This window comes from Rhizobium sp. TBD182 (genome assembly GCF_001950375.1).
Taxonomy (GTDB): Bacteria; Pseudomonadota; Alphaproteobacteria; order Rhizobiales; family Rhizobiaceae; genus Agrobacterium; species Agrobacterium tumefaciens.
In genome coordinates, this window is record NZ_BDLN01000008.1 from 51,436 (window position 1) to 74,523 (window position 23,088).

Annotated in this window: 20 protein-coding genes; 13 read left to right on the plus strand and 7 right to left on the minus strand. The window is 56.6% G+C overall.

What is annotated here, in order from left to right; genetic code table 11:
• Positions 1-175 precede the first annotated feature (175 nt).
• From T18_RS20575 to T18_RS20600, 6 genes are all read left to right on the plus strand, one after another.
• Complete coding sequence (locus T18_RS20575) at positions 176-1,288, plus strand: ABC transporter ATP-binding protein (RefSeq protein ID WP_038494782.1); 1,113 nt, start codon at positions 176-178, stop codon at positions 1,286-1,288.
• Positions 1,285-1,935: an ABC transporter permease gene (locus tag T18_RS20580; RefSeq protein WP_003518331.1), complete on the plus strand. Its 651-nt coding sequence runs from the start codon at positions 1,285-1,287 to the stop codon at positions 1,933-1,935. The genes T18_RS20575 and T18_RS20580 overlap by 4 nt, the downstream gene beginning before the upstream one ends.
• A complete protein-coding gene (locus tag T18_RS20585) occupies positions 1,932-2,609 on the plus strand; it encodes an ABC transporter permease (RefSeq protein ID WP_003518330.1) in 678 nt (225 codons plus the stop codon). Before T18_RS20580 ends, T18_RS20585 begins: the two co-directional genes overlap by 4 nt.
• A 61-nt stretch (positions 2,610-2,670) precedes the next feature.
• Entirely contained in the window at positions 2,671-3,585 is a 915-nt protein-coding gene (locus T18_RS20590; RefSeq protein ID WP_038494785.1) for an ABC transporter substrate-binding protein, read from the plus strand.
• A 104-nt stretch (positions 3,586-3,689) separates the two neighbouring features.
• Positions 3,690-4,433 (plus strand): histidine utilization repressor, encoded by a 744-nt coding sequence (gene hutC / locus T18_RS20595; RefSeq protein WP_035252724.1) that lies wholly within the window; start codon positions 3,690-3,692, stop codon positions 4,431-4,433.
• 79 nt (positions 4,434-4,512) lie between these two features.
• On the plus strand, positions 4,513-6,003 hold the full coding sequence (locus T18_RS20600) for an HAL/PAL/TAL family ammonia-lyase (RefSeq protein ID WP_038494788.1): 1,491 nt from the start codon (positions 4,513-4,515) through the stop codon (positions 6,001-6,003).
• A 23-nt stretch (positions 6,004-6,026) separates the two neighbouring features.
• Here the strand turns inward: T18_RS20600 and T18_RS20605 are convergent, their stop codons facing one another.
• Positions 6,027-6,773 (minus strand): phosphate/phosphite/phosphonate ABC transporter substrate-binding protein, encoded by a 747-nt coding sequence (locus T18_RS20605; RefSeq protein WP_035252707.1) that lies wholly within the window; start codon positions 6,771-6,773, stop codon positions 6,027-6,029.
• Between the two features lie 20 nt (positions 6,774-6,793).
• Complete coding sequence (locus T18_RS20610) at positions 6,794-7,837, minus strand: fatty acid desaturase (protein WP_003518325.1); 1,044 nt, start codon at positions 7,835-7,837, stop codon at positions 6,794-6,796.
• Between the two features lie 135 nt (positions 7,838-7,972).
• On the opposite strand from T18_RS20610, the gene T18_RS20615 reads away from it, so the two are divergent.
• Complete coding sequence (locus tag T18_RS20615) at positions 7,973-8,809, plus strand: helix-turn-helix domain-containing protein (RefSeq protein ID WP_003518324.1); 837 nt, start codon at positions 7,973-7,975, stop codon at positions 8,807-8,809.
• A gap of 172 nt (positions 8,810-8,981) precedes the next feature.
• Here T18_RS20615 and T18_RS20620 read toward each other — a convergent pair whose 3' ends face one another.
• The 4 genes from T18_RS20620 to T18_RS20635 are packed head-to-tail and all read right to left on the minus strand — an operon-like array spanning position 8,982 to position 14,292.
• A complete protein-coding gene (locus tag T18_RS20620; protein WP_038494790.1) occupies positions 8,982-10,592 on the minus strand; it encodes an ABC transporter ATP-binding protein in 1,611 nt (536 codons plus the stop codon).
• 1 nt (position 10,593) lies between these two features.
• Positions 10,594-11,724: an ABC transporter permease gene (locus T18_RS20625; RefSeq protein ID WP_003518322.1), complete on the minus strand. Its 1,131-nt coding sequence runs from the start codon at positions 11,722-11,724 to the stop codon at positions 10,594-10,596.
• On the minus strand, positions 11,717-12,640 hold the full coding sequence (oppB, locus tag T18_RS20630) for an oligopeptide ABC transporter permease OppB (protein WP_038494793.1): 924 nt from the start codon (positions 12,638-12,640) through the stop codon (positions 11,717-11,719). The genes T18_RS20625 and oppB overlap by 8 nt, the downstream gene beginning before the upstream one ends.
• A gap of 53 nt (positions 12,641-12,693) precedes the next feature.
• Complete coding sequence (locus T18_RS20635; protein WP_038494796.1) at positions 12,694-14,292, minus strand: peptide ABC transporter substrate-binding protein; 1,599 nt, start codon at positions 14,290-14,292, stop codon at positions 12,694-12,696.
• A gap of 597 nt (positions 14,293-14,889) precedes the next feature.
• Between T18_RS20635 and T18_RS20645 the strand changes: the two genes are divergently transcribed.
• The 5 genes from T18_RS20645 (at position 14,890) to T18_RS20665 (ending at position 21,102) form a co-directional block, all read left to right on the plus strand.
• Entirely contained in the window at positions 14,890-16,833 is a 1,944-nt protein-coding gene (locus tag T18_RS20645) for a methyl-accepting chemotaxis protein (protein ID WP_038494799.1), read from the plus strand.
• Positions 16,834-17,142: 309 nt separating this feature from the next.
• On the plus strand, positions 17,143-17,823 hold the full coding sequence (locus T18_RS20650) for a DUF2161 domain-containing phosphodiesterase (protein ID WP_038494801.1): 681 nt from the start codon (positions 17,143-17,145) through the stop codon (positions 17,821-17,823).
• 159 nt (positions 17,824-17,982) lie between these two features.
• A complete protein-coding gene (locus T18_RS20655) occupies positions 17,983-19,935 on the plus strand; it encodes a putative bifunctional diguanylate cyclase/phosphodiesterase (protein WP_019566848.1) in 1,953 nt (650 codons plus the stop codon).
• 607 nt (positions 19,936-20,542) lie between these two features.
• Complete coding sequence (locus T18_RS27800) at positions 20,543-20,836, plus strand: hypothetical protein (protein ID WP_025595135.1); 294 nt, start codon at positions 20,543-20,545, stop codon at positions 20,834-20,836.
• Positions 20,833-21,102: a DUF1488 domain-containing protein gene (locus tag T18_RS20665; RefSeq protein WP_013762208.1), complete on the plus strand. Its 270-nt coding sequence runs from the start codon at positions 20,833-20,835 to the stop codon at positions 21,100-21,102. The genes T18_RS27800 and T18_RS20665 overlap by 4 nt, the downstream gene beginning before the upstream one ends.
• Before the next feature lie 111 nt (positions 21,103-21,213).
• Here T18_RS20665 and T18_RS20670 read toward each other — a convergent pair whose 3' ends face one another.
• Positions 21,214-21,501, minus strand: a complete 288-nt coding sequence (locus T18_RS20670; protein ID WP_019566850.1) for a hypothetical protein — start codon at positions 21,499-21,501, stop codon at positions 21,214-21,216.
• 527 nt (positions 21,502-22,028) lie between these two features.
• Here T18_RS20670 and T18_RS20675 point away from each other — a divergent pair.
• Complete coding sequence (locus T18_RS20675; RefSeq protein WP_013762211.1) at positions 22,029-23,054, plus strand: LacI family DNA-binding transcriptional regulator; 1,026 nt, start codon at positions 22,029-22,031, stop codon at positions 23,052-23,054.
• Positions 23,055-23,088: the final 34 nt, after the last annotated feature.

Consider the following 23,088-nt stretch of genomic DNA (forward strand, 5'->3'; position numbering starts at 1 on the left):
GCATACAGCGCCTCTATAGCGGTCAAAATGCTTAAAGTTTAGTCATTCGCAGGGTTGCGGATATTTTCATCGATCTATCTTGCGGATACGCTATTTGCGTGCTTGTATAGACAACCTAGGCAGTCATCACAGTTGCCGAGCCTGAAGGCGCAGACAGAGCGCAGGAGAGATTTGCATGATCGTCTTCGACAACGTCACCAAGCAATATGCGGGCGCGGCTACTGCCGTAAACGGTTTGTCCCTGACGGCGCCAAACGGCAAGCTGACCGTGTTCGTCGGCCCTTCGGGTTGCGGCAAAACCACATCCTTGCGGATGATCAACAGGTTGATCGTACAATCGTCCGGTTCGATCCTTCTTGACGGCGAACCGACAGATGGCATGGACGTGGCACTGCTGCGTCGTCGTATCGGTTATGTCATCCAGCATGCCGGGCTTTTCCCCCATCGCACCGTTGTTCAGAACATTGCGACCACTGCGCGGCTAAACGGATCGCCGAAGGAAAAAGCACTGCGCACGGCGCATGAGTTGCTTGAGCGTGTAGGGCTAACCGCCGCCTTTGCCGATCGCTATCCGTGGCAGCTTTCGGGTGGCCAGCAGCAACGCGTCGGTGTTGCGCGTGCACTCGCTTCCGATCCCAAATTCATGCTGATGGACGAACCCTTCAGTGCTGTCGATCCCGTCGTTCGCACACAGTTGCAGGACGAATTTCTTCGCTTGCAGCGTGAGATTGGCAAGACCATCATCATGGTGACCCATGATATAGACGAGGCGTTGAAGCTTGGCGATCAGGTTGCTGTTTTGCGTGCCGGCGGAACGCTTGCGCAGATCGCCACTCCAGAGGAATTGCTGGCGCGCCCGGCAGATGCCTTCGTGGCGGACTTTATCGGCCGGGACAGAGGGTATCGCTTCCTGAGTTTTGCAGAATTTGACGAAGCAGTCCCTCTCGGTGCGGAGCCGACAGCCTTGCTCGGCGCAACACCGGACAGCCTTCGTGGCGTTGCAACGGATCGCTGGGTTCTGGTGACTGACGCCGAACATCGTCCCATTGGATGGGCCGATGCGCAAGGTCTCAGGCAGCCACTGCGTGAGGGAGATCTCAATCTCAGTGGCACGCTGGCGGCGGAAGGCAGCAGTTTGCGCCATGTGCTCGATGCAGCGTTGAGTTCGCCCTCCGGCCGCGGGGTCATCGTAGGGTCAACGGGCCAGCTTGTCGGCACCGTCACACTCTCTGATGTCGCCAAAGCCATCGAAGCCGCGCGGGTCGGTCGCTTCGGAGGTCAGCCATGAGGTTTGATTGGCTCTACCGGGAATCCGGGCGGATTTTCGAGCTTTTCATCTGGCATCTAGGCCTTTCGGTCATCCCGGTGGTGATCGGCCTGCTTCTTGCCCTGCCGCTCGGTTGGATTGCGCAGCGGGCCGGTTTATTCCGGTCGACCCTGCTGGGGGTTGCCGGACTTCTTTACACAATTCCGTCGCTTGCGCTGTTCGTCCTGCTGCCGCTGGTGCTCGGCACCCGTATACTCGATCCGCTAAACGTCGTCGTCGCGCTGACGATCTACGCGTTGGCGCTTCTGGTGCGAACAGTGAACGATGGTTTGGAATCGGTTTCGCCAGACGTCCTCCAGGCGGCCAATGCCATGGGCTACAGACAGGTTGCGCGTCTGGTGGTGGTGGAGCTACCGCTCGCGGTCCCTGTGATTGCCGCCGGATTGCGTGTGGCCGTGGTTTCCAATGTCAGCATCGTTTCCGTAGCGGCACTGGTTGGAACGCCGCAACTTGGTCTGCTCTTCACGCAGGGGCTTCAGCTGCGGTTCCTGACGCCGATTATAGCAGGCATCGTACTCTGCGTGCTTCTCGCAGCCTTGCTGGACGGGCTTGTTCTGCTCATTTCACGCCGCCTGACGCCGTGGCAGCCTGGGAGTGCGGCGCGATGATAGAATGGTTTAGCGATCCAGCTCACTGGACAGGGAGTGATGGTGTCATCGTTCTCGTCGGTCAGCATCTGGCTTATAGCTTTGCGGCCCTTTTCCTCGCCTGTCTGATTGGCTTGCCGGTTGGGCTTTATGTGGGACACACGGGACGCGGTGTCGTCTTCATCGCGGGTCTTGCAAATGCGCTGCGCTCCCTTCCAAGCCTCGGCCTGATCGCACTTCTTGTGATTGTTTTTGGCCCCGTTTTCGCATCCGATATGGCTTTTATCGTACCCAGCCTTATCGTGCTCGTGCTTCTGGCCGTGCCGCCGATCATGACTGGCAGTTACGCCGGTATCGCGGCGGTGGATCCCGCTGCGGTGGATGCTGCAAGAGGCATGGGGAAACGTCCGCTCGATATTCTGTTCGATGTGGAACTGCCCTGCGCTCTGCCATTGATCTTTTCCGGTCTGCGCAGCGCCACGCTTCAGATCATCTCGACCGCAACTATCGCCGCTTATGTTTCTCTTGGTGGTCTCGGTCGCCTGATCATCGATGGGCGGGCGCAGAACGATTATTATCAGATGGCCGCAGGTGCCGTTCTCGTCGGTGCGTTGGCCCTGACCGTGGATCTGATCATCGGCGTCATATCGAGGGTCACCGTATCACCAGGCCTGACGCGTCGAGCGAAGCGTTAGAGGTTCTAAAATAACCGGGTTTTCTATTCCACGACTGTTTCAACATAAAGGAGAAGCTCGCATGGCATTCAGGATCATCACTGCCGCCAGCGCATTTGCGCTCATGGCACTTTCCGCTGCTTCGGCATTGGCGCAAAGCAATCCGCTGGCCGCGCCAGCCACTCCGCGAACCGATACGACGACAATCATCGTCGGTTCCGCCGACTTCCCCGAAAGCCAGCTTCTGGCGACGATCTACGCCAAGGCCCTTGCCGCCAAGGGTGTTGCCGTCGAAACGAAGTTGAGCATCGGTAGCCGCGAAGTCTATATCCCTGCGTTGCTGGACGGATCAATCGATCTGTTGCCGGAGTATGCTGGTGCGACGCTGAGCTATCTCGACAAGAACGCCACGGCCCATTCGCCAAGCGATGTGGCCGCAGCGCTCAAGGCGGCTCTGCCGAAAGGCGTCTCGATGCTGACACCCTCCGCAGCACAGGATTCCGATAGCGTGGCTGTGACGCGCGCGACCGCTGACAAATACAAGCTGAAGACGATTGCCGATCTCGCACCCGTAGCCTCGCAGCTCGTACTTGGCGGTCCACCGGAATGGAAAACGCGCAAGGAAGGCATTATCGGTCTGAAGGAACTTTATGGCCTCGAGTTCCAGTCGTTCAAATCGCTTGACGTCGGTGGCCCGCTGACCCTTTCGGCACTCATCAACGGTCAGGTCCATGCTGCAAACCTGTTCTCGACCGATCCGGCCATCGCTGCAAACGATCTCATCGTGCTTGAAGACGTCAAGAACCTCTTTCCCGCCCAGAACATCGTACCAGTGATTGCCACACCGAAAGCTAGCGACGTTGTGACAAGCACTCTCGATGCTGTTTCTGCCGCCCTGACGACGAAAGATCTCGTCGTTATGAACGGTCGTCTGGCCAATCACGACAGTTTCGATGTCGTGGCGGGCGACTGGCTGGCCGAACACAAATTGAACTGAATCCATCGGCAAAGGGCGTGGCATTGCCCCTCCCTTTGCCGACAACCCTGCGTATTGGTGACGTCATAGCTATGGATCACGACAGAAAGATTTTCCGGGAAGTGATGTCACCGATATCTGAGAACGCTCATGACGCGCAGGGCACCGAAGACCAGAGTTCACCACTCTATGTAAAGCTGAAGGACTATGTCCGCAGTCGCGTCGAGGCGGGTGAGTGGAAGATCGGTCAACGTGTTCCATCGGAAAACGAACTGGTCGATATTCTCGGTGTCAGCCGTATGACGGCCAACCGCGCTTTGCGTGAGCTGGCCGACGAAGGGCTTGTGGTGCGTGTACGCGGCAAAGGTTCGTTCGTTGCGTCCAAGAAGCGCACATCGCAGTTCCAGAGCGTACCCAACATTGCCGAAGAAATAACACGCAACGGCGGTGTTCACAGCGCGCGGGTCATACTTCTTCAAATCGAAACCTGCGATCCAGATCTTGCCGAAGCGCTCGCTGTTCCGGCTGGCAGCCTTGCTGCGCACTCGATCATTGTGCATGCGGAAGACGGCGTGCCGATGCAAATCGAGGATCGTTTCGTCAATTCGGACTGCGCGCCCGATTACATCAAACAGGATTTCAACCTCGTAACACCCAACGGTTATCTCACGCGAGTGGCACCGATCGTGAAAGCCGAGCAGCATATCGAGGCGGTCAGCGCACAGCCCTGGGAATGCAAGCTGCTGGCGATTTCCAAGACGGAACCATGCCTGCTCGTGCGTCGTCGCACATGGTCGACAAAGGGGATCGTGTCTTCTGTCCGCCTCCTTTATCCCGGCAGCCGCTATCGTCTTTACAGCAGTAATTGAGACACGGGCCAACGCCGGCAGTATTCAAGATGGAAAATTCCCGCTCCTCGCAGCCGTTTCTGCATCATAGGAAAACGTCATGACTGTTCTACTGGATGATGGATTGAGTTGGCGCGATGTGGCCCATATCGGCAAGGGCGAGGCACTGCGTGTGTCAGACGCGGCCTATCTGCGGATTGACCGGGCGAGCCAGATCGTTGACAGCATCGTCGAAAGCGGTGTGCGTGCCTATGGCATCAATACCGGGGTCGGTGCACTGTCGGACACTGTGGTGGATCGCACCGCGCAGGGTCGGCTGTCGCGCTCCATTATTCTCAGCCATGCCTGCGGTGTCGGCCCGTTGTTGGATCCTCGCGAAGTTCGGGCAATCATGGCGGCGCAGATCGCCAATTTCGCCCATGGGCACTCCGGTGTCCGACGCGAGATCGTCTCGCATCTGTCGACGTTTCTGGAACAGGATTGTATTCCCGACGTGCCGTCCTGCGGATCGGCGGGCTATCTGGTGCACAACGCGCATGTTGCGCTTGTTCTGATCGGAGAGGGCCAGGCCCGGCTCGGCGGGCGCGTTATGAGTGGACGAGATGCCCTGGCGGCAATGGGACTTCAACCCATTGTGCTGGGTGCCAAGGAAGGGCTGAGCCTCGTCAATGGTACAGCCTGTGCGACCGGTCTTTCCTGCATGGCACTCGCGCGGGCCAATCACCTGCTAGATTGGGCCGATGCCATAGCGGCGCTGACGCTTGAAGCAGCAGGCTGCCAGATCGACGCTTTTGACGAGACGGTTCTCGCGCTGCGTCCCTCGACGGGAATCGCGGCCGTCGGGGCCGCTCTGCGATCCCGGCTTGAAGGCAGTGGGCTGGTTGCCGCCGCTCATGGCAGGCGGACACAGGACGCGCTAAGCCTGCGTGCCGTGCCGCATGCGCATGGTGCTGCACGCGACATCTTCGATGCCTGCGCCTCCATCGTTGACCGAGAGCTCGCCTCCGTCACCGACAATCCCGCGATCCTTGGCACGCCCGAGCAGCCCATCGTCTCGTCGGAGGCCCATGCCGTTGCCCCGGCATTGGGGCAGGCGGCAGACAGTCTCGCCATCGCCATTGCACAGATTGCGTCCATGAGCGAGCGCCGTATCGACAGGCTGGTCAATCCTCTGGTGAGTGGTCTGCCGCCATTTCTGGCGACCGATGCCGGAAGCCATTCAGGTTTCATGATCGCGCAATATACGGCCGTAGCCCTTGTCGGCGATAGCAGACGTCTTTCCGCGCCTGCCTCCACAGATGGAGGGCTGACATCGGGATTACAGGAGGATTTCCTCTCTCATCCCACGGCAGCCGCCAACAAGCTGCTCGCGGTTCTCGACAATGCAGAATATATTCTGGCCATCGAATGGATGGCCGGGGTGCAGGCCCATGATTTCCTGGAAAATGTTGCCGGGCGGGCAGCCGGAACAAATGCGGTCTACAATCTGCTTCGCGAGCACCTCCAGCCCTATTCGGATGACCGGCCCCTGTCTGCGGACATGGAAAAGGCAAGGCTGCTCCTGCGTGATTTCTCGCCACCGGATATGTGATTGAAAGCCGTAAGGCTCGTGCCTTACATGGTGAAAGGCAGATCGATACCCTTGGCGCGGATGAAGGGCAGGCCTTTGCGCCGTGCAGTCCAGCCGATAACGTGAAGGCTCCGGGCGGCCGGTTCATGCCGTTGCGCAAGCATCCAGGATTTGCAGTCGATCGCGGCAATGTCCGCCCGGCCCTCGGCCACTGCGATGACGGAAGCGCGGTGCGCACCGGTTTCGAGACAATTTTCAAACAGATCGAGGCCCGCGCCTTCTGCTTCCAGATCGCGTTTCAAGCTGAGATAGCCGGATAATGACTTGTGCTCGTTGAATGCCAGTATTTTCCCGCTAAGAAATCCTTTCGGCAAAGCGGCCTCACCGGTTTTCGAAGGTTCAGCACCCTCTCCACCGTCTGCTATGCGGGCAATGATGGCGCTGGAATAGAACTCGCCTGCACCACCCTTGATGCCATTATAATCGCTCTGTCCAATCACCTGCACATGATCCTGCAGGCCAAACTCCATTGGGCCCCAGCAGGTGCCGGATATCAGCAGAGCCGGATGCCGCCAGAGCACCGCAAGATCCAATGCATCGGGATCGAGCGTGGCAGGGTCTGCGGCAATGATGGCGCCGTCCTTTCCACGAATACCTCCCGGAACCGCCGGCATATCGCCGTTGCGTCTGGTGAGGCCTTTGGGAGCGTCGATACCCTCTGCTAAAAAACGGGTGCGCATATCGGCCCACAGCCTGTCCGTCTCATTGCGCAGTTCGGGCCAGTCATACATTGGCAGTGCCGCGATCCATGTCACGATGGAATTTCCAGTCTCACGTCTTGTTCCTGCATCGCATTGTCAGAAAAAATCAGAGCGGCAGGCACGACGGGTGACGCGATTAAAACTTGCTCGTCCCGTCGCAAGACAGGATGCGCTACCGGTTCCTTGGCCTTGAAGGCGAAAGCGCGGAACACCTCGAAATAATTGCTGAACACATATCCGTCATTCATCTTCTGCCACTCCGCCCGCCTCTCGCTGTAGAGGGAGGGCAATTTATACCAGGCGGCTGTCGGCATTTTGTGATGCACGAAATGCAGGTTGTTATAGAGAAACAGTGGAGCAAGGATGGAGTTTTCAACAATGATCGTTCTCCCATCCGGCTGTTCGGACCATTGATGTTCGCAATAGGAGCGAATGGCAATGATGGATATGCCCAGATAGGCCGCCACACTAACATAGAGCCAGATTGGAACGCCGAAAATCAGGGATATGACCAGCAGTGTCGGAACAAGTCCGGCCAGATGCAGGGTCCAGGCATAGATCACCCTCCGATCACCCTGCGCGATCTTGCGCCATTCGGATATCGTGAAACCAACAACCATCAGCGGAGGGCCGATGACCAGACGCCCGATGAACGTATTGTTCCATCCCAGCAGGACCTTGAGGAACGACGGCATCTTTTGCCAGTCGCCCATAGCCCGGTAATAGCTTTCCGGATCGTCGAATGGGTCGGTCAGACGCTCGTCTGCATGGTGTTGCAGATGCGTGCGCTTGTAACTGCGATAGGGGTAGAAAATCCCGAGCGGCAGAAAGACCATAGCTTCGTTCAGTCGTGCATTGCGCGTGGGGTGCCCATGTAGAACCTCGTGCTGGAGCGAGGAGTGCAGGGCAACTGCAATGCCCATGAGCACCAGAGAAACGATTGGAAACATCGGATACAGAAAATATCCCGCGAAAATCCAGAGACCGTAACAGACCGCCAACAGCGAGACTGTTGGCCATTCAATTCGGTCACGCGTTCTTCTGCGGCGCACGCCAGTCAGCCGCGCCGTCTTCTTTGCCAATATGTCTGTCATTTCATACTCTTGATGCCCCTGTCACCGTAGGGTCGCATCAGTCTCAGCCAGCCACAACGGGTTTATGGTGACCAACTGTTGATTTTGATAACAGTTTAAGCATTATGGTGATAATTATAAACAAACGGGTGAATTATGGACAAACGCGCGCTCGCAGAATTGTTTCGTGCACGCCTGATCCAGCTGGTGAACAGGTCAGAAGACAACCAAGCGTCTTTTGCCGCCGCTATTGGCATTGATCGATCAGCACTTTCGCAATTGCTTTCCGGTGATTCGGCGCGGCTTCCGCGTGTGGAGACGCTGCTGAATATCGCCGAGCGACATTCCGTCTCGCTCGACTGGCTACTCGGTCTTTCCCATGATCAGGGGTTGATGGGGGAATTGCGGCCAAGTTTCGAGATCGAGGAGGGCGGTGCTGATTATACGGATACGCTGTTGATGAAGTGGCATGCGGAAGCTGCAGGCACCAAAATCCGTTATGTTCCGGCACGCATTCCCGATCTGCTTCGCACACCCGAGATCATCGCTTTCGAGGCCATGGGCGCGCATCAGAGTGTGATGGCGCAGGCCAGCGAAACGGCGTTTCGACTCGATTATAATCGCCAGCCTGGTACCGACATGGAAGTTTGCATGCCGCTCGAAACGCTGGAAGCTTTTGCGCAGGGGCGCGGTATGTGGAGCGGTTTGGACCGCGAGACACGTGCCGAACAACTCAAACATATGTCGGGACTTATCAGCGAGCTATACCCATCATTCCGGCTGTTTCTGTTCAATGAAAAAGAACGCTTTTCCGTGCCCTATACGATCTTCGGTTCGCAACGGGCAGCACTTTTCGTCGGCGCCATGTATCTTGTGCTCAACAACGCTGAAGCCATCCGTAAGATGCAACGTCACTTCGACGAGCTGATACGTTTTACCCGCATTCATGCCCATGAAACCGCGGATTTCGTTATGAATTTGGAAGTCGCTTAGTCCTGTGACGGGTACCAGCTTTCGCACATCATCGAACCTGCTTGCTACGTGGCGATATGGTCGGGATTGAACAGGAGAGGAAGGCCGCCATGGCCTCTAAATAACGACCTCCTCCACAAACCGGATCTTTTGTAACGGCGCCAGAAAAAGCCCGGCAGTGCCGGGCTGTAATCTATGATGTTACTTCGGCCGAAAACGCGGATTTGATCAGTGTTTTGGTATATTCAGCCGCCGGCCGCTCGAATATCGCGTCCGTTTCTCCCTCTTCGACAATCTTCCCGTTTCTCATCACGATGACATAATCCGAAATGGCCTTGATGACAGAGAGGTCGTGGCTGATGAAGATGTAGGAAAGGTTGTGCGTTTTCTGCAAATTACGCAAGAGGTCGATAACTTGTCCTTGAATGGATCGGTCCAGCGCCGATGTAGGTTCATCGAGAATGACGACATCTGGTTTGAGGATGATCGCGCGGGCAATTGCGATACGCTGACGTTGCCCGCCTGAAAACTCGTGCGGGTAGCGGTTGCGGGCGGCGGGATCGAGGCCGACTTCTTTCAGCGCTTCTATTGCTCGCTCGTCGCGCTGCGCGCGGCTGAGCTGTGGGTCGTGCACAAAGAGACCCTCAGTGATGATCTCTCCAACAGTCTGCCTTGGCGAAAGAGATCCATACGGATCCTGGAACACAAGCTGCAGCTGCCGCCGCAATGGCCTCATTGCCGTTCGGCCAAGTCCGGTGATTTCCGTCTTGCCGAAGAAAATGCGGCCCTCTGCAGTGACAAGGCGCAGAAGCGCGCGACCGAGCGTGGACTTGCCTGATCCGGATTCACCGACGATGCCGATGGTCTGCCCTTGATGAAGGCTGACATTAACGCCGTCCACGGCCCTGAAAGCCCGTGACTTCGACAGGAAGGCGCCCGGGATCACATAATCGATCGTGACGTTCTGGCCAGCGAGAACGACCGGCGCTTCTTTGCCGACCGGCGGCTTGTGGCCGCTGGGTTCGGCATCGAGAAGCATCCTCGTATAGTCCGCCTGCGGGCGCTCGAAGATCTCTTCCGTCGGACCGGTTTCAACGATCTCGCCTCGGCGCATAACCGCAACACGATCGGCAAAATGCCTGACGACACCGAGATCGTGCGTTATCAGCACCACGGCCATGCCGAAGCGCTGCTGCAACGACTTCAGAAGATCGAGGATCTGCGCCTGGATTGTCACGTCGAGCGCGGTGGTTGGCTCATCCGCGATCAGAATATCCGGCTCGTTTGCCAGCGCCATGGCGATCATGACGCGTTGGCGCTGGCCGCCTGAAAGCTCATGCGGGTAGCTGTCGATGCGCCGCTCCGGGTCCGGAATACCGACAAGTTTCAGGAGTTCGAGAACGCGTGCCCTCGCTTCCTTCTTGCTGCCGCCCCGGTGATGGACGATTGGCTCGGCGATCTGCGCGCCGATCCTGTAAAGCGGATCGAGCGAGGTCATCGGCTCCTGGAAAATCATGGTGATTTTCGCGCCACGGATTTTGTTCAGCTCGTTGACCGGCAAGCCTACCAACTCGCGTCCACGATATTGCGCCGAGCCTTGAATGACGCCGTTGGAAGACAAGAGGCCCATGATGCCCATCATGGTCTGGCTTTTGCCGGAGCCGGATTCCCCGACGACAGCGAGCGTTTCACCCTGCTTTACGTGGAGATCGACACCTTTGACGGCGTTGACGGTGCCGTCTGGCGTAGTGAAATCGACCTTGAGATTGCGGACGGTGAGAATGTTTTCAGATGTCGTATTCATGTCAACGATCCTTGGGATCGAGTGCATCACGCAATCCGTCGCCTACGAAGTTCAGCGAAAAAAGCGTCAGCACGAAGAAGATTGCCGGGAATATCAGCAGCCACGGGGCCGACTGAATATTGTTGGCGCCTTCGGAAATGAGCGCACCCCAACTCGTGAGTGGTGCCTGAACACCAAGCCCCAGGAAGGAGAGAAAGCTTTCAAGAAGTATGACCTTCGGGACAACGACCGTCACGAACACGACCACGGGACCGATGGTGTTGGGGATGATGTGACGGCGGATGATCTGCCAGTCGCTCAAACCCAAGGCCTGAGCTGCCGCCACAAATTCCCGCCGTTTCAAGGCAAGCGTCTGGCCACGCACGATACGCGCCATATCCAGCCACTCCACTGCGCCAATGACAAGGAAGATCAGGATGAAGCTACGCCCGAAGAAAACCACGAGAACCACGACCAGGAAGACGAAGGGCAGCGAATAGAGGATCTCGACGAAACGCATCATTACATTGTCGACCCGCCCGCCGATGTAACCCGCCGTAGCGCCGTAAAGCACGCCGATGCCGAGCGAAACGAGGCTGGCGAGAACGCCGACGGCAATGGAGATCTGGCCGCCCAGCATTACGCGAGCCAGCATGTCGCGACCGTTTGAATCTGTACCGAAGAAGAAGTATTCGCGATTGACATCGCCTTCCAACTTCAGCGTTCGACCATCATCTTCCGTAGCAACGACTTTCGTGTTTTCGAATTCGTTGGCGCGGTCGAAATAACGTGTCGTGCGCGGGTCAATCGGGCTGCTGGAGGTAACCGTTGCCGTGAAGGTCTGCCCTTCGACGGCAAACTCCTTCAGTTCGACGCGCGCACGGCCTGCCACACCTTCCATGACGCTCTGGAGGTTGTTCACGTCCGGGCGCGGCTCGAGGCTTGGCGCGACGGAGACGTAGGACGAAAACACCTGATCATAGGTGTGTGAAAGGAAATGCGGGCCGATAAACGAGAAAAGTGTGATCAGCACAAGCATGATGGAGCCAGCCATGGCGGCCTTGTTTCGTCTGAAACGCAGGGCTGCAAGCTGGAACAGGCTTCGGCTTTTCACCGATGGCTGAGGGGCGATATTGCCGGAGATATCAGTCATGTCTGACCCTCGGATCGAGCAGGCCGTAGAGAATATCGACCACGAGATTGAACAGGATGACGAAAATGGCGATGAGAACGACCGTTCCCATGACCAGCGTGTAGTCACGATTGATGGCGCCAAGAACGAAGTAGCGGCCGACACCGGGAATGGTGAAGATCGTCTCGATGACCGCCGAGCCCGTCAGCAGCGCTGCGGCGCAAGGCGCAAGATATGAAACGACCGGCAGCATCGCCGCGCGCATGGCGTAAATCACCACGACGCTGCGAGCCGGGAGGCCATAGGCCCTGGCGGTGCGGATATGGTCCATGCGCAGAGCCTCGATCATTGCACCGCGCGTCAGACGCGCGATGACCGCGAGCTGCGGCAAGGCGAGCGCGATCATCGGAAGAATGAGATAGCGTAGCGACCCATCACCCCAGCTACCTGCGGGCAGAAGCCCCAGCAAGACGGCGAAGATAAGCGTGAGGACAGGTGCGACGACGAAATTCGGCACGGTGATGCCGATGGTCGAGATGGACATGATGGAGAAATCGAAAGTGCTATTCTGCCTGAGTGCGGCAAAGGTGCCGGCAAGAATGCCGCCGACCAACGCCAGCAAAAGAGCATAGCAACCGAGCTCCAGCGAATAGGGCAGGCCTTTGCCGATCAACTGGGCGACGGTGTTGTCCTTGTAGATGTAGCTCGGACCGAAATCGCCGGTGGCGGCGTTGCCGAGATAGATGAGATACTGGCGCCACAATGGCTCATCCAGATGATAGGTTCTCATCAGGTTTTCCATTGTTTGCGGGGGCAGGGGCCGCTCGAGGTTGAACGGACCGCCCGGTGCGAAACGCATCAGGAAAAACGAAATCGTGACGACGATGAACAATGTCGGCACGGCGCTCGCCAAACGGCGCAGGATAAATGAAATCATGATTTTCAGGCTCCGGCATGGCACGGTGGTTTCGGCCACCGTGCCAGCACTGCTTATTCGGAAACGCTCAGGAAGCGGCTGAGGTGTTCGTTATTAGCAGCATTGTCTTCCCAACCCTTCACGCGGTTGGAAACCAGCCAAAGGTCCGCCTGTGTGAGAAGCGGAGCAACCGGCTGTTCCTTCATGAGGATGGTTTCTGCCTCGTGCAACAGTTTGGAGCGAGCAGCAGGATCCTTTTCGTCATAGGACTTCTGCATCAGCGCATCATATTCGGCATTATTGAACTTCGAGTAGTTGAAGGTCTTGTTGGAGGATACCGAAAGGGCGAGGAAGTTTTCCGCATCCGCATAGTCGGCAACCCAGCCTGCACGCGCTACGTTGTACTTGCCGCCTTCCTGCAGGTAGCCGTAATGCGAGGCGACGTCGAGGTTCACCAGTGACACTTTGGCGCCAAAGGTATTTTTCCACATATCCGCAATAGCGGTGGCAACGCGCTCATGGTTCTGGCTTGTGTTGTAGCGAATTTCGACGGAAAGCGGCTTGCCGCCCTCGCCGTAACCGGCTTCCTTCATGAGTTTGACGGCTTCGTCTTCACGATCGAGTTGCGACAGCGTCGCAAACTCTGCTTTCGCAGGCTCACCGTAGGAGTCCATGCCCGGAGGAACCATGGAGTAGGCGGGAACCTGCGAACCGCTGTAGATTTCCTTGGCGAGGAAATCGCGGTCGACTGCCATGGACAGGGCTTGACGGACGCGGACATCGTTATACGGCGCTTCACGCGTGTCGAAGGTATAGTAATAGGTCGCAAGCGTCGGCGAAACGTGAACCTGTTCGCCATAGGCCTTGCGCAGACGGTCGATCTGGTCCGCGGAAAAGTTGTAGGCGAGGTCCATTTCCTTGGCTTCGAAACGACGAACGGATGCGGCCTGGTCGTCGATCGGGTAGAAGATGACCTTATCGATCTTGGTGTTCGATGCGTCCCAGAAGTTGGTGTTCTTGACCACCGTCAAGCTGTCATTGGGAACATGCGCTTCAAGCTTGTAAGCACCGTTCGAGACCATGACGCCCGGCTTTACGAAGTTGGTTCCGTTCTTGTCAAAGCTTGCCTTCGAGATCGGCAGAGCTGTCTGGTGGGCAAGGAGTTCAAGGAAGAACGGTGTTGAGCGCTCGAGTGTGATCTCAAGGGTCTTGTCATCCACGGCCTTGACGCCAAGCTGGTCAACCGAAGTTTCGCCCTTGTTTATCTTCTCGGCGTTCTTGATCGGATAGAGAATATTCGCATATTTTGCTGCGGTCTTCGGGTCTTCGACGCGCTGATAGGAGAAAACAAAATCTCCAGCCGTTACCGGAGTGCCATCCGACCACTTCGCATCTGCACGCAGTTTGAACGTGTAGACGGTACCATCCTCAGACAGCGTCCAGCTTTCCGCCGTACCGGGAACGATCTTGCCGGCAGCATCGTAAATGGTGAGACCTTCATAAAGGTCTTTGAGGATAAAGGCTTCGATATTGATCGAGGTCTGTGCCTGATCTAGCGTCTGAGGCTCCCCGGAATTGCCGCGGTGAAGAACTGTTTCTGCAAGTGCGGAACTTGCGCCAATCAGAAGCGATCCTACCAGCAGCGTGGCGCGAGTTGTTGTTTTTATCGACATAATTTCCCTCCCGTGAAGAGTGTGAGTCTACAAATAAGGCCAAATTGCTCCGAAGGGCAACCACAATAAATTGTGAGTTTATGCATACACCGTGACTGCTGATCGAACAGAATAAGGGCAAAGCCATGGCCCGCACGCTGGACATTGCCTCGCGTGACGCGACCTCCGGGACGGTTAAATCGATGCGGGAAGCCGCCGGCCCTATCGATATCCTCGTGAAAATACCGATGCCGCCAGCATCAAGCAGTGCTGAAACGGCGAGGATAATCTTCTCTTTCGAGTCCGGCTCGCGAAAGCGCGCAGCCCGTCGAAAAGCAAAGCCCGAGTAAGTTTACGGCATCATACATGTCATCGTTTGCATATGCCGGGTAACACTTCATTTAGTAATTTTGTGAAATCTAAAATACGCAGGTTCCAAAGTTTCATCGGCGGGGCTGGTAGAACGAGTGGATCCAACGCGCCCAGCCTTTGGCGGCCCGGAGCGGATATCCGCTTGTCGCCCTATGAGGAGGGGCACAGCTACCCGCGATGTTCCATTGTTTGTTTCCCTGGCTTCCTGCGCGGACAGCTGGAGGAGCGCTTGCCCTGAGGCTATTCATGTCTTTCCTGAAGAATACCAAAATAAAAACAAAGGTCTTATTCGTCATATCAGTGATGAGTTTGATGTCGCTTTCCGGAATCAGCTACGTCAGCTTGCAGTATAAAAATACCGACAATGTTTACAGCGATTTCATCGCCAATGAGGCGCTTGCTGCGGTGCTGAACGCCCGAACCAGCGGCAATCTCAATGCACTCGGCATGCAGATGCTTCGCGCCAGCCTCAATGACTCGACCAGCAGTGATTTCGAGGCCGCTGTCAAAACATTCAAGGCCGACCGGAAGCAACTGGAAGAACGGCAGAATAAAATCATGCAGCTGGTGCCGGCCCGGACGGATGCCGCTCGTGATATCCTCAAGGGCGTTGCCGAGGTTGAGGAAATCGGCAATCAGGTCATCGCTCTCATGGAGGCGGGAAAAAATGCTGAAGCTCAGCAGATGGCGCTTAACGTCCTTCGAAAAATAACCGAAGTCTCACCGAAAATCAGTGCGGGGAACGAGCAACTGATCCAGGTGATGAACGATGGGAGAGAGCGCCTCACGGCCAGCACCAACACGACAATCTGGACCGCTCTGGTCAGCATAGCACTCGTTTCCCTGGCACTGATCGCGCTCGGCCTGCTTATTTCCTCGCGTGGCATTACCACCCCGATTGCGCGGCTTCGTGAGCGGATGGGGTCGTTGGCGGCAGGCGATACAGCCAGCGAAATCGAAGGTATGGACCGCAAGGATGAAGTCGGCCAGATGGCCGCTGCTGTTCAGGCATTTCGCGAGAACGCCATCGAGCGCCTCCGGCTTGAGAATGAAACGGAAAACCATCGGTCGTCTTCAGAGCAGGACCGGATAGAGCGCGAGAAACAGAAGGCGAAAGAAGCTGCCGACGTGCAATTCGCCGTCGACAACCTTGCTGCTGCCCTTTCGAAGATCGCTCAGGGCGACGTTACTTACCGGATCGCTCAGCCGTTCGTGTCCAGCCTTGACGGTATTCGCGGCGACTTCAACAGGGCAGCGGAACAGCTGCAATCGACTCTGAACCAGGTGGCGCAGAACGCGCGCGGCATCGACTCCGGCGCGAACGAGATCAGGGCCGCAGCCGACGATCTGGCCAAGCGTACGGAACAGCAGGCAGCGGCCGTCGAGGAGACAGCTGCTGCACTGGAAGAGATCACCACGACGGTGAAAGACTCGACCAAACGGGCGCAAGAAGCGGGCCACTTTGTCAGTCGCGCAAAAGTGGGCGCGGAACAGTCGGGAGAAGTGGTGCAGAAAGCTGTCACGGCAATGGAGCAAATTGCTTCATCCGCTGATGAGATTTCCAACATTATCGGCGTGATCGACGAGATTGCTTTCCAGACCAACCTTCTGGCGCTGAATGCAGGCGTGGAAGCTGCCCGTGCCGGTGAGGCGGGCAAGGGATTTGCGGTTGTTGCCCAAGAGGTTCGCGAACTGGCACAGCGTTCCGCCGGTGCCGCCAAGGAGATCAAGAATCTCATTACGACATCGAACAGTCAGGTTCAGCAGGGTGTGCAACTGGTTGGCGAAACGGGCAAGGCACTCGAACTGATCGTCACGGAAGTACAGGAAATCAACCGTCACGTGATGGCGATCGCGGAATCGGCACAGGAGCAATCCTCTGGTCTCCAGCAGATCAATACGGCTGTGAACCAGATGGACCAGGACACCCAGAAGAACGCTGCCATGGTGGAAGAAAGCACGGCGGCAAGCCACGGGCTTGCACGCGAGGCTTCGTCGCTCAACCAATTGCTCGCTCGGTTCAAGTTGTCAGAAGGTGGTTACAGCGACATCTCCGCACCGGTTCGCGCAGCCTCGTCCGCCGACAGGCCTGCAGTTTCTCCTGCGCGTGCACTCGGCGGAAAGATTAAAGCTGCGTTCTCCGGCAATGCTGCGCTGAACACATCGCCGGATAACTGGGAAGAGTTTTGATAAATGCGCGTCTTTCACGCCTGACGTCTGATGAGAGACTGAAAGCATTGTTTTAAAAAACTTGCACCGGCGATTGGACTCTGATCGCCGGTGTCTTGCCGATCGCACATCGAATCCGTGACGATTTTTGATCCTATCTCCCCTAAAAAGCGTCCGCTCTGGGGAGAAGTGCCAGTTGATCATTCCGGTACTATTGGCGATTGCCCGCATCACCGACAACTTGCAACCGCATTGGTGGTTATAGCGGTTGTTCTGCGCAGGCGGATCGATATATCTAGGGCCTGGTTCGTCAATTTAATCTGCGGGTACATGGAAACTTCGCTTTATCTGCCCGTCAAAAGTTTCCTCGAGGAAGCGGGCTACACTGTCAAAGGCGAGGTTGGCAGTTGCGACCTCGTGGGCTTGAGCGATAACGATCCGCCTGTTGTCGTCATCTGCGAGCTGAAACTGAGCTTCAATCTGGAGCTTATTTTGCAGGCGGTTGATCGCGCGGCTATGGCAGACGAGGTCTGGATTGCGGCACGGGTCTCAGCCAAGGGCAAGGGCCGCGAGGCTGACAAACGTTACCGCGACCTCTGCCGCAGGCTCGGGATCGGCATGCTCGGCATTTCCGATGTTGGCGACGTCAGCGTTATCGTCAGTTCCATATCACCGATGCCGCGAACCAATCCGAAACGGCGTTCGCGATTGATACGTGAACACAAGAGGCGACGCGGAGATCCGGCGGTGGGTGGAAGCACTCGCGCACCAATCATGACCGCGTACCGCCAACAGGCACTCGGCTGCGCTTTGGCGTTGGCATCAGGGCCGCTGCGCGTGCGTCAGGTCAGATCCGGCATACCGGATGCCGGGAAGATTTTGCTTGCAAACGTCTATGGCTGGTTTGAACGTCTGGATAGAGGCGTCTATGGCTTGACCCCTGCCGGACAGGAGGCGCTGCAGCGATGGCCGCAACAAGAAACGCCGGCAACGATCGTCGTACTCAGCTGATTTCTATTCAGCAATAGAGCTTATTTGCCGCAGATTATGTAAAAACATGACTGCACACCTTGGAGTTGATTTCATTTCCTCTTGATTTACCTTGTGTATTTCCGATGATGTAACACGGACTTGATAAATAACCGACTCTGTACTCGATGAGTCGTGCAAATGAACATACTTGGCGCCAAACAGAAATTGCTGTATTTTATGTCTGTCCGGTCCGACAATCCGGACCTGCTGAAAGCGCAATATCGCGCTTTCACGCGGCAGATGCCGATGATGTATTTCATACTGATTTCAAGTACATGGGCGCTGGCTACTACACATCTGCAACTGGCGCCGTTTTGGCTCACCATTGGAATTCCCGCTTTTTTCACACTCGGCTGCACCGTCAGGGTTGCATTCTGGTGGAGAACCCGCGGTATCGATCCCCCGCCGAAGGTGGCCCATGCAGCGCTTCAGCGCACAAATCGCCTGGCAGCCGGTATCGCCATTATATTCACGCTCTGGTCTTTTTTGCTGGTGCCCTATGGGGACGCCTATACGCAGTCTCATGTCGCCTTCTACATGGCGATTACCGTTATCTCCTGCATCTTCTGTCTGATGTATGTGCGTTCGGCCGCCTTCATGGTCACGGCCATCGTCAACGGCGCCTTCATCATCTTCTTTTTGGCCTCAAGGCAACCGACATTCATCGCCATTGCCATCAATGTCCTTCTGGTCTGCGCTGGCATGATGTCCATCCTGTTGACCAACTACCGCAATTTCGAGCGCATGATTGTTTCGCAGCAGCGCACGGAAGCGCTGAACAATGAGAACCTGCTGCTTGCCAATATCGACAGCCTGACGGAACTGCCCAACCGCCGCGCCTTTTTCGCCCATCTCGAAGCCGAAATCGAAAAAGCAAGGGTGGCGGGAACGCGACTGGCGCTTGGCGTTATCGATCTTGATGGGTTCAAGCCCGTCAACGACCTTTACGGCCATTCCGTGGGCGACAGGCTGCTCGTCAACGTTAGCAAACGTCTCACCGAAACTCTGACGACCAGCAAGGCATTCCGCCTTGGGGGAGATGAGTTTGCGATCGTTGCACCAATCATACCCGATGATGCGCAACTCGTCGTAAATGCGAACTTGATCTCGGAACGGTTGAGGGCGCCCTATCATCTGCCCGAGGGAACGGTGCATGTCGCTGCTTCCATGGGGATAGCCGTATTTCCGTGCCTCGCTTTGACGCTTGAGCAACTTTTCGACCGCGCGGACTATGCGTTGTATCACGCCAAGAAAACCCGGCGCGGCGATGCCGTCCTCTTCGATGCGGAGCATGAAAAGCAGATCAATATCGAAGCCCGTATCGAACATCTGCTCAAGCAGAAAGAGATAGAAAACGAGCTTTCAGTCGTGTTCCAACCGATCGTCGACATACGCGATGGAAGAGCTGCGGGCTTTGAAGCACTGGCGCGCTGGCACAGCCCGGTCCTTGGGCATGTCCCGCCTGCCCAGTTCTTCGCCATTGCCGAGCGGGCCGGTATCGTCAGCTCGCTGACACGGCCTCTTCTTCGAGCCGCTCTCGTTTCCGCATCGGCATGGGAGCCATCCCTTAGACTGTCCTTCAACCTCTCCGCCCATGACCTCAATTCCTGCGAAGGCGTGCTGTCATTGATCGGCATCATCGAAAACAGCGGCTTCGACGCAACACGTATTGACCTAGAGATTACCGAAACGGCCTTTGCGCATGATTTCGAACAGGTCAGGCAGTCGGTCGAAATGCTGCGGCGGCTCGGTTGCGGCATTTCGCTTGACGATTTCGGCACCGGTTATTCCAGCCTGACACGGCTGCACGCTCTTCCCCTCACCAAGATCAAGATTGACCGCAGCTTCGTTACGGATCTGCACGAAAAGCCAGCCAGCTACAAAATCGTGAAATCGCTGCTCACGCTCAGCCGCGACATGGGGTTGGAATGCGTGGTGGAAGGGGTCGAAACACGGGAGGAACTCGCGGCGCTTGAAGGTCTCGGTGCTACGTTGGTGCAGGGTTATATCTATGCGGCACCGCTACGAGAACAGGATGTCCGTGAGTTTCTTTCCGGACAGGAAAAAAAGCGCATGATCCTGTCAGCCTGAAGTGGCCTGGGTTTTTCGGGCCCGATTTGCCGGCTGCGATGCCTGCCTGCTGATGTTGATCCGGGGAAGGACAGGAAAACAGGGCTCGGCTACCTCTATCATGGCGTAGAAATGCGTGCTTTGAATAGACGTGTTTGCTTTGTCTGCCCGGCAGGTTTTAGCGTCCGCCTTGTTTTCCGCGCAATCCAGGCGCAGTATAGGCTTCGTTGTGCTGGCAGCACGGCTCCCCGGTGTCAGAGAGGCACCGCCTCTTCTTCGTTGTCCTTTAGTGAATGTTTGCGCTGACGGTGCCGTATTTCTTTGCGGTAATCACCGAGATGTCACCTGTTGCGTCACGAGCATGCAGGTTGACGGGGGACTACGCTGCCATCAGTTGCACAACGCAAACCATCTGCATTTCTCCAGTGCCATTTCATGGCGTCTGGTCGTTTCGCTCCTGGATTTTCTTGGTACCGCCCGGACACGACACCGCATCTGGTTCTTAGGGATGTCTGGCTCAAGCACCACTCCGATCGATAGGGACTTTCGACCGAGAGACAGGAACGCAGCAGTTGCAATGTAGAATAAAACCGGCTCCACGCGGATCAAAGCCGCGCTGAAGCCTCGGATAAAAGGCAAGACCATGAATAGTTATAACGACCAAAGACGCCAGGCGCTCAGGATCGAAGTTTGGGAGAACGAAGGCGGGACTTCCGTTGCCGATACGGTCGACTCCCAATATGGAAGAAGGATCGAGAGGGACCAAACCTGGACCATATATCATGTATTCACCGGTGTGCCGGTACGGGTGGGTGGCCGCAGGCTGACCGAACTCAGCATATCGGAAGCAACCGATGGCATGCTTTCACTCAATCGTCGCAACGTTTTGCGAAGGGAAGAACGCAGCAGGTGTGAAGCATGACACTGGCTTTCCCCAACTCGGCCCGCAGTTTTGACGACGTGCGTAAAGCTGTGCGGTTTTTCGGCCATGACGGCATGTTCGAAATCCGGTTTTTTGTCGAAGCTGCTGCACTCGCCAAGGGCGGCGTGCATGCAACAGGCATGTCGGAAGCCCAATGCCTTTCGTCTTTTGACGCAATGCGCACGCCGATCTACGAGGCTGCCAAGAAGGTGTATGCCAAGTACCGGCGCAATTTGAACGTCCTGACGACTTCCGACTTCGGCTAGAGCACATCCTGTTTAAACAAAATTGTCTGACGTGCTCTCGCTATTTGTTTTTACGCATTTTCCGGGCGTAAAACTGTTACGCACTTTAGGAAATGCGCGACCATTGCGGGATCATGGAATGGCGCGCGGGCCGACGTCTGCGGTTGCGACGTCGCGAGCCAATGCATCATCGATTTCAGTTGGTGACACCTGAAGGAACTGGCGGCGGTTCATGGCGACAGCGATCGCGGGAATCTCTAGATGGGTTCCCACGCGGCGATACGCCGTGAAGCTGAGGCCCTCTATCAATTCCTCGTCTATGACCAGGCGATAAGTGCCCGCTCCCAAGGGTTCCGAAAGGGCCTCCAGACGGAACGGATGCGTGAATGTGATTTCGGTCTCTGTGGTTCTTTCGATCATGTCCAACACCGCTTTCCGTTGCGTTAAAACCTGCACAGTTACAGCCGGTTATCGCAACTATGCGCCGATCAGGATGTAAACGATCAGCGCCACACTTGCCGCAGACAAGACGTAGCCAGCTAGCGTTGCGAGATTCTGTTTTGTCGGTTGGTGGAATATGGAAGACATGGCGTCCTCCTTTGTCGGGGCCAGGGTATTCAACCCTTAAACAGCAGCGCCCGTACTACAGCTGCTGGAACAAACACAGTGGACCCGTTTCACTCGTTTAGCAATGAAACAATCCTGATAATCAGAGGTGCTGATCGAAGACACCTCTATGTGAAGGCGAGGAGCGCCGTCACTCTTCCTGCGATGGCCTTTGTCCGTCGGAAGGCCGCAAAAGTCTCCGATATGCCAAAATTCGAATGCCTCACCAAATGATCTTGACAGGGGGCAAGTTTTAGATTTCCTTGTAAACCGGTTTAGTAAATCGCTTTACAAGCCTATCAAGAGGCCAAAGGCCCACGGGAACAGGAACGGGAAGAATGATGGCGCCAAATCGTGCGACCAGTCTGAAGGATGTTGCCCGCACCGCGGGTGTTTCCGTCGCCACGGTGTCGCGGCTGCTCAACGGCTCGCTGGAATTGCCTGCGGACACGAAGGCCCGCATCGAAGACGCAATTCGCCAGCTCAACTATGTTCCTAACCCGCATGCCCGGCGTCTGAGCCGTGGGCGCTCCGATACGATCGGTCTCGTCGTTCCCGATATCGGCAACCCGTTCTTCGGCATGCTGGTTGCAGCAGTGGAAGAGGAGGCAGACAGACGCGGTCTTGCCGTATCGCTTTTCGCAACGTTGAACCGGCCGGGACGCGAACTGTCCTATCTGCGGCTTCTTGCCCGCAACCATGTCGACGGGCTGGTCTTCGTTACCAACCACCCCGATACGGACGAGCTTGCCGAGCTTATCAGCGCCACCGGCAAAGTCGTTGTGGTCGATGAAGACGTCAGTGGGGCATCCGTGCCGAAGCTGTTCTGTGACAATGAACAGGGCGGCCGCTTGGCCGGCGAACACCTTGCTGGATATGGCCACGAACGCGTGCTTTATGTCGGCGGCCCGGCAGAGATGCTCAGCACGCAGCGGCGTTTCCTTGGGTTGGAGGCAGCGTTGCGGACACATTGCGGCTCCGAGCCGTCGATCATGCGTTATTGCGGCGACTATACTGCGGAGTTCGGTCGCGAGGCGGCCTTGCGTTTTCTTTCCGAAGGCCGTCCCGCCACGGCAATTTTCGCCAGCTCCGACGAAATCGCCATCGGGATGATTGAAGTCTTGCGGGCGCAGGGTGTGCGCATTCCGCAGGACGTATCGATGATCGGCTTCGACGATGTCGGCCCGCTGCATCTGTTCGATCCGCCGCTTACCGCCATTCGCCAGCCGGTCAGGGCCATTGGCCAGCGCGCCCTGTCGTTGCTCGCCGAAACCAATTGGGAACAGGAAACTCCGGCCCATCCGGAAGAGCTGCTTCCCGTAGAAATCGTCGTGCGGAGCTCCGTTGCGCCGCCGTCGAAACAATAATTGCGACGGACAAAACCAACAGAGGAAGAACGCA

Bases quoted from the DNA above. Each gene is read 5' to 3' on its own strand.
- T18_RS20575 (WP_038494782.1), top strand. From the start codon at position 176: ATGATCGTCTTCGACAACGTCACCAAGCAATATGCGGGCGCGGCTACT.
- T18_RS20580 (WP_003518331.1), top strand. From the start codon at position 1,285: ATGAGGTTTGATTGGCTCTACCGGGAATCCGGGCGGATTTTCGAGCTT.
- T18_RS20585 (WP_003518330.1), top strand. From the start codon at position 1,932: ATGATAGAATGGTTTAGCGATCCAGCTCACTGGACAGGGAGTGATGGT.
- T18_RS20590 (WP_038494785.1), top strand. From the start codon at position 2,671: ATGGCATTCAGGATCATCACTGCCGCCAGCGCATTTGCGCTCATGGCA.
- hutC (WP_035252724.1), top strand. From the start codon at position 3,690: ATGTCACCGATATCTGAGAACGCTCATGACGCGCAGGGCACCGAAGAC.
- T18_RS20600 (WP_038494788.1), top strand. From the start codon at position 4,513: ATGACTGTTCTACTGGATGATGGATTGAGTTGGCGCGATGTGGCCCAT.
- T18_RS20605 (WP_035252707.1), bottom strand. From the start codon at position 6,773: ATGTATGACTGGCCCGAACTGCGCAATGAGACGGACAGGCTGTGGGCC.
- T18_RS20610 (WP_003518325.1), bottom strand. From the start codon at position 7,837: ATGACAGACATATTGGCAAAGAAGACGGCGCGGCTGACTGGCGTGCGC.
- T18_RS20615 (WP_003518324.1), top strand. From the start codon at position 7,973: ATGGACAAACGCGCGCTCGCAGAATTGTTTCGTGCACGCCTGATCCAG.
- T18_RS20620 (WP_038494790.1), bottom strand. From the start codon at position 10,592: ATGAATACGACATCTGAAAACATTCTCACCGTCCGCAATCTCAAGGTC.
- T18_RS20625 (WP_003518322.1), bottom strand. From the start codon at position 11,724: ATGACTGATATCTCCGGCAATATCGCCCCTCAGCCATCGGTGAAAAGC.
- oppB (WP_038494793.1), bottom strand. From the start codon at position 12,640: ATGATTTCATTTATCCTGCGCCGTTTGGCGAGCGCCGTGCCGACATTG.
- T18_RS20635 (WP_038494796.1), bottom strand. From the start codon at position 14,292: ATGTCGATAAAAACAACAACTCGCGCCACGCTGCTGGTAGGATCGCTT.
- T18_RS20645 (WP_038494799.1), top strand. From the start codon at position 14,890: ATGTCTTTCCTGAAGAATACCAAAATAAAAACAAAGGTCTTATTCGTC.
- T18_RS20650 (WP_038494801.1), top strand. From the start codon at position 17,143: ATGGAAACTTCGCTTTATCTGCCCGTCAAAAGTTTCCTCGAGGAAGCG.
- T18_RS20655 (WP_019566848.1), top strand. From the start codon at position 17,983: ATGAACATACTTGGCGCCAAACAGAAATTGCTGTATTTTATGTCTGTC.
- T18_RS20665 (WP_013762208.1), top strand. From the start codon at position 20,833: ATGACACTGGCTTTCCCCAACTCGGCCCGCAGTTTTGACGACGTGCGT.
- T18_RS20670 (WP_019566850.1), bottom strand. From the start codon at position 21,501: ATGATCGAAAGAACCACAGAGACCGAAATCACATTCACGCATCCGTTC.
- T18_RS20675 (WP_013762211.1), top strand. From the start codon at position 22,029: ATGGCGCCAAATCGTGCGACCAGTCTGAAGGATGTTGCCCGCACCGCG.